The following is a 6,239-nucleotide window of genomic DNA, read 5'->3' on the forward strand; positions in this document are numbered from 1 at the left end:
CTCGCTCAGCCCATGCGCGGCCAGATACGGCCCCAGGCCACCCCACTTGCCGTCCAGATGGTTCAGCGCCGCCAGGATGTCTTCCTCCTTGACCGCCACGAACGGCTCCAGCCAGCGCCACTGCTCCGGCGTCTTGCGTGCCCGCAGATCGGCGTAGAGGTCGACCAGTTCGGGACCGCTCGCCGCGTAGTCGCGGGCGATGTCCTGCCGGGCCAGGCCTGCAACTTCGGCGCACAGCGCGGTCACCAGCCCGGTGCGGTCTTTGCCCGCGTGGCAGTGCAGCAGCACCGGCCCCGCCGGAGCGTCCAGAATCGCCCCCAGCACGGTCACGATCTGGTTGGCGGCGTGGTCGAGGTGAGCGCGGTAAAGGTCGGCGTTGCTGCGGGCGGCGGCGGTGGCCTCGTTCATGGCCCGCACCCGCCAGGGCAGCAGCGGCAGGTTCAGATACTCGGCCCGGCCCAGAAACGGCGGCGGGTCCACTTGCCGTTCGCGGCGGTCACGCAGGTCGAGCAGGCGGCCCAGGCCCAGCGCCTGCAAGTCGGCCCGGCCCCGCCCAGTCAGAAAGCTCAGGTTGGCCGAGCGGTACAGTCCCGGCAAAGGCTGGCGGAAATTGACGGCCCCTTCTGGTCGCGGCGGTGATAGCTCTGGCGGTAGTCGCTCCGGCACCCGCGCAGAATGCCACGGCCCGGAGGCCGGGCGGGGTAAGGCCGACCCCCATTTTTCCCGCTGTTTTCCGCTAAACTGAGGGAAGTTGAGGGAAACGGCCCCGTTATGCTTTGAACATAATGTGATATCCTGTTTCCATACCCGGCAGCGTGCCGGGACACTCACCACCTCCCGCGACTGGTGGCCCAAGCGCCTTCAGCCGCCCCCGATTGGAGTGCCATGACCGGAACCGGAATTCAACCTGTAGACATCACCAACGAAGTCAAGACCAACTTCATCAATTACGCCATGAACGTGATTGTGGACCGCGCCCTGCCCGACGTGCGCGACGGCATGAAGCCCGTGCAGCGCCGAATCATGTACGCGATGCTGCAAGAAGGGCTGATGAGCAACGTCAAGCACGCCAAGTCCGCTTCGGTGGTCGGCGAAGTGATGAAGCGCTATCACCCACACGGCGACAGCGCGATTTACGACGCGATGGTGCGCATGGGCCAGTGGTGGAACCTGCGCTACCCGCTCGTAGACCCCCAGGGCAACTTCGGGTCTATGGACGGCGATATGGCTGCCGCCATGCGTTACACCGAAGCCCGCATGACCAAGGTCGCCGAAGAAATTCTGGAAGACCTGGAAAAAGAAACGGTTGACCTCAAGCCCAACTACGACGAGACGACCACTGAGCCGACGGTGCTGCCTTCTGCCGTGCCGAACCTGCTCATCAACGGCGCGTCGGGCATCGCTGTGGGCATGGCGACCAACATTCCGCCGCACAACCTCACCGAGATTTGCAACGGGCTGCTGGCGCTGATTGACAACCCCGCCATCACGCTGGACGAGATGATGACCCACGTTCAGGGGCCGGATTTTCCCACGGGCGGGCGCATTTCCAAGAGTGGTATCCGCGACGCCTACGCCACCGGCCACGCGGGGCTGAAGGTGCGCGGCAAGGCCCGCATCGAGGAAGGCAAGAACGGGCGCACCCAAATCATCATTTCCGAGATTCCTTACCAGCTCAACAAAACCAACCTGCTGCAAACCATCAGCCAGATGTACAAGGCGGGCAAGATTCCCGACATCTCGGCCCTGCGCGACGAGTCCGACCGCAAGGAACCCGTCCGCATCGTGGTGGAACTCAAGCGCGGCGCTCTGGGCACGCTGGTGCTGAATCAGCTCTACAAATACACGCAGCTCCAGCAGACCTACACCGTCATGAACCTCAGCATCGTGCATGGCGAACCCCGTGTGCTGCCGCTGATCGACACCATGCGCTACTTCCTGGAGCACCGCCGCGACGTGGTGACGCGCCGCACGGTCTACGAACTGCGGAAGGCACGCGAGCGGGCGCATGTGTTGGAAGGGCTGCTCAAGGCGCTTGACCACATCGACGAAGTGATTGCGCTCATCCGCGCCAGCAACACCGGAGCCGAGGCCCGCGACAGCCTGATGGCCCGCTTCGGCCTCAGCGAGATTCAGGCTCAGGCCATTCTGGACATGCGTCTGCAACGGCTGGTCGGCCTGGAGCGCGAGAAGTTGCAGGGCGAGTTCGACGAACTGCAAAAGACCATCCAGCGCCTCGAATCCATCCTGGGCGACGAAAAACTGCTGTGGCGCGAAATCAAGAAGGAAATCAAGGACATCCGCGACCGCTACGGCGACGAGCGGCGCTCCACGATTACCGAACTGGAAGAGGACATCAACAAGGAAGACCTGATCGCGGTGGAAGACATGGTGATTACCATGACCCGCGCCGGGTACCTCAAGCGCACCAAACTGGACGCCTACCGCGAGCAAAAACGCGGTGGACGCGGCTCCTCGGGCGGCAAACTGCGCGAGGAAGATGCCAACACGGGTGTCTTCGTGGGCAGTACCCACGACTACCTGCTGTTCTTCACCGACGCGGGGCGCGTATTCCACGAGAAGATCTACGACCTGCCCGAAGCGGGCCGCGACGCCAAAGGCACGCATATCCGCAACCTGCTCCCTGGCCTGCGCGACGACGAAAACATCGCCTCGGTGCTGTCGGTCAGCGGCTTCGACCAGGCGGGCAGCTTCATCTTCGCCACCAAGAGCGGCGTGATTAAAAAGAGTCTGATTACCGACTATGCCAACATCACTTCGGCGGGCCTGATTGCCATCAACCTGCAACCCGGCGACGAACTGATCGGCGTGGACATCCAGCAAAACGGCGACGACGTGGTGCTGGCGACCAAGAACGGGCAGGCCATGCGCTTTGAAGCCGCACTGGTGCGTGACACGGGCCGCGCCACCCAGGGCGTGATCGGCATTCGCCTGCGCGAAGGCGACGAGGTGGTCAGCATGGCCCTCGTTCCCGGCAACGACGAAAACGGCGAACTGCTGGCGATCAGCGAATACGGCCTGGGCAAGCGCACCAAGGTCAGCGACTATCCCAGCAAGGGACGCGGCGGTTTGGGCGTCATCACGCTGGACGTGACCGACAAGACGGGCAAACTGGTCACGCTGGCCCATGTCGCGGGCAACGAGGAACTGATGGTGCTGACCCAGAAGGGAACCGTCATCCGCACCCGCGTGGAAGAAGTGCGCGTGACGGGCCGCAATGCCCAGGGCGTGAAAGTCATCAACATCAGCGACGGCGACTGCGTGATTGACGCATTCCCGATTCGGAAGGAAGACGAGTTGTAAGGGAGGCTGATGGCGGATAGCCGATAGCTGATGGCTACAAGCGAAGGGGGCTGGCGCGTGGGCGCTGGCCTCTTTTTCTAGCTTTCTGCCATTTGCCATCAGCTATCCGCCCACAGCACCGTTTGACTTTTAGGCCAACTTACCTTACGGTAAGTAAGCACTGACCGAGCGGTAAGCGACTCGGCTGTTTACCTGACTTTTCTGGAGGTCTCTCTATGGACGAATTCATCATTCCCCCCGCTCTTCACTCGGCTGTCGGCGGCATTACGCTGCTGGTTGCCCTCGTGACCACCGTGCTGACCTGGCTGGGGGCGCGGCGCGGCACTTTCGGCAAGGCACAGGCCGCCGCGCTCATCGTGTTGCAGGTCGCGCTGATGCTTCAGGCAGCGGTGGGCATCAAGCTGCTTGACCAAGGCATGGGCGTCATTCAGAAGTACGTGCATTACCTCGGCGGCCTCGGCTCGGTGGGCCTGCTGATGCTGTTCTACTGGCTGCCTAAGGCAAGCGAGGCCGACAGCGCCCGCAAAGCCGCGTGGCTGACGAGCGCCAGCCTGCTGTTTGTCGTCATGACCTTTTTCATCGGGCAGATGTTCGTTAGGGGGCAGCTGAGCGGCTGAGTTCGGAAAACCAAGCCAGAGCCATTTCGAAAGGGGCGCATCCGTCAGAGGAGCGTCCCTTTTTCATGGCTGGCGGGCCAAAGTCACGGACGCCTGCCGATCGGTCTGTTATGCTGTTAGCGTAATGGCGACGGTCGCAGAACTGCAAGAACGACTCCGGCGACCCCTCGCGGCTGAACTCGCGGGCGGCTGCCACAACCGCGTGGTGGCGGGCGGCGTGGACAAACTGCTGTCCGGGCCGCTGGCCAACCCCTTTCCCAAGGTGCGCGAAGTCCTTTCCGGCTACGGCGAGATGTCCCCCGAAGCGCGTGCCAAGGCGTTGCAGGGAGCCTTAAAGCTGCTGGGGGACGACAAGATGCCCGCTTCCCGTGCCCGTCCGACCGTCGCCAAGGTCGCGCCGCCACCCCCCGCCGCCCCCGGTGAGAGGCTGCCGATTGACGCGCCTGTCGAGCGCCTGAACGTGGGGCCGGGTGGCCCACGCAAGCTGCAAAGCCTGGGGCTGCACCAGTTGCGCGACGTGCTGCACGCCTACCCGCACCGCCACGAAGACCGCCGCGCCCTGCCTGACCTGGGCAACGTGGAAGAAGGCCAGAAAGTCACGGTGGAAGGTGTGGTGGTGAGCAAATACCGCCGCAACCCCAAGCCAGGGATGCTGATTCTGGAAATCGTGCTGGAAACCCCCAGCGGCGGGCGCGTCAAGGCGACGTGGTTTAACCAACCGTGGGTAGAAAAACAACTGCGCGAGGGCGCAAGACTAGTGCTGACAGGCCGCGTCAAGAAATTTGGGAGAAGCGTGCAACTCGGCGTGGAGCATTTGGAAACGGTGGAAAAGGCCGAACAGAGCCTCAGCACGGGCCGAATTGTGGGCGTGTACGACGCCAAAGAGGGCATTTCGCAGGAATTCCTCCGCAAAAGCGCGTGGGCTGCTCTTCGCGCCGCGCTGCTGGACGACTACCTCCCCGCGCACTGGCGGCAAAAATACGGCCTGACTGACTTGGGCGACGCACTGTGGGGCATCCATTTTCCATCGGACGAAGCGCACCTCCAGCGGGCGAACGGGCGGCTGCGCTTTGACGAATACCTCTTCCTGGAGTTGCGAATGCTGCTGCAAGGCGAAGACGCCGTGCTGCAAGGCAAACGCTTCGAGGCGCGGGGGGACGACATCAGCAAATTCGAGGCCGCGTTACCCTTTCGTTTTACCAACGCTCAGCGGCGGGTGCTGCTGGAAATCACCGACGACATGCGAAGCGACAAGCAGATGGCGCGGCTGGTGCAGGGCGACGTGGGCAGCGGCAAAACCGCCGTCGCCGCCTGTGCGCTGTACCTCGCCGTGCGCGACGGCTACCAGGGCGCACTGATGGCCCCCACCGAGATTCTGGCGCGGCAGCACTACGCCAACTTGCTGAGCTACATGACCAAACTGGACGTGCGGGTGGGCCTCCTCATCGGGGCCATGACGCCGAAGGCTAAGCTGGAAATGCAAACTCGCATTGCCGAGGGCGACGTGGACATTGTGGTCGGCACGCAGGCGCTGATTCAGGAAAACGTGCAGTTCGACAACCTGGGGCTGGCGGTGGTGGACGAAGAACACCGCTTTGGCGTGCAGCAACGGCGCAAGCTGCTGGCAAGTCGCCCCGATGTGCTGGTGATGTCCGCCACGCCCATTCCGCGTTCGCTGGCGCTGACGGCGTATGGCGACCTAGAACTGAGCATTATTGACGAATTGCCCCCAGGCCGCACCCCGATTGAAACCAAACTGATTCAGGACACGGCGCGGCAGCAGGCGTATGGCTTTGTGATGGGCCAGATTCGGCAAGGGCGGCAGGCGTATGTGGTCACGAGCTTGATTGAAGAAAACGAAAACTTGGAACTGCTGGCGGCGACCCAGTTGGCCGACGACCTGCGCGTGATTTTGCCCGAGGCCCGGATAGACCTGCTGCACGGCAAAATGTCCGCCGCCGAGAAAGACTATGTGATGGAGCGGTTCCGCGCACGCGAGTTTGACATTCTGGTGTCTACCACGGTGATTGAGGTCGGCGTGGACGTACCCAACGCCACCGTGATGGTGATTGAAAACGCCGAACGCTTCGGGCTGGCGCAACTCCATCAGCTTCGCGGGCGGGTGGGGCGCGGTTCGCTGCAAAGTTACTGCGTGCTGATTGCGGGCGAAGCCTCCCAGAAAACGCGCAAACGCCTGAAAATCATCGAGGGCAGCACCGACGGCTTTGTGATTGCCGAAGCCGACCTGAAACTGCGCGGCCCAGGCGAGATTCGCGGCACCCGTCAGAGCGGCATTCC

The 6,239-nt window shown here is 63.0% G+C and carries 4 protein-coding genes; 3 read left to right on the forward strand and 1 reads right to left on the reverse strand.

All coding sequences use genetic code 11. The features are described 5' to 3' along the window. On the reverse strand, positions 1 to 597 hold a 597-nt coding region (locus tag Q4C89_RS13360; protein WP_303103117.1), incomplete at its 3' end, for a tyrosine-protein phosphatase. Between the two features lie 288 nt (positions 598 to 885). On the opposite strand from Q4C89_RS13360, the gene gyrA reads away from it, so the two are divergent. The 3 genes from gyrA to recG form a co-directional block, all read left to right on the forward strand. Beyond that, positions 886 to 3,324, forward strand: a complete 2,439-nt coding sequence (gene gyrA, locus Q4C89_RS13365; protein WP_303103118.1) for a DNA gyrase subunit A — start codon at positions 886 to 888, stop codon at positions 3,322 to 3,324. A gap of 215 nt (positions 3,325 to 3,539) precedes the next feature. Continuing rightward, positions 3,540 to 3,941: a hypothetical protein gene (locus tag Q4C89_RS13370; RefSeq protein WP_303103119.1), complete on the forward strand. Its 402-nt coding sequence runs from the start codon at positions 3,540 to 3,542 to the stop codon at positions 3,939 to 3,941. A 124-nt stretch (positions 3,942 to 4,065) separates the two neighbouring features. Then, positions 4,066 to 6,239, forward strand: a 2,174-nt coding sequence (recG, locus tag Q4C89_RS13375) for an ATP-dependent DNA helicase RecG (protein WP_303103120.1), incomplete at its 3' end; no start/stop codon positions are given.

Source organism: Deinococcus sp., from assembly GCF_030523985.1.
Taxonomy (GTDB): domain Bacteria; phylum Deinococcota; class Deinococci; order Deinococcales; family Deinococcaceae; genus Deinococcus.

Coding starts and splice junctions, on each gene's coding strand:
- gyrA (WP_303103118.1), top strand. CDS start 886: ATGACCGGAACCGGAATTCAACCTGTAGACATCACCAACGAAGTCAAG.
- Q4C89_RS13370 (WP_303103119.1), top strand. CDS start 3,540: ATGGACGAATTCATCATTCCCCCCGCTCTTCACTCGGCTGTCGGCGGC.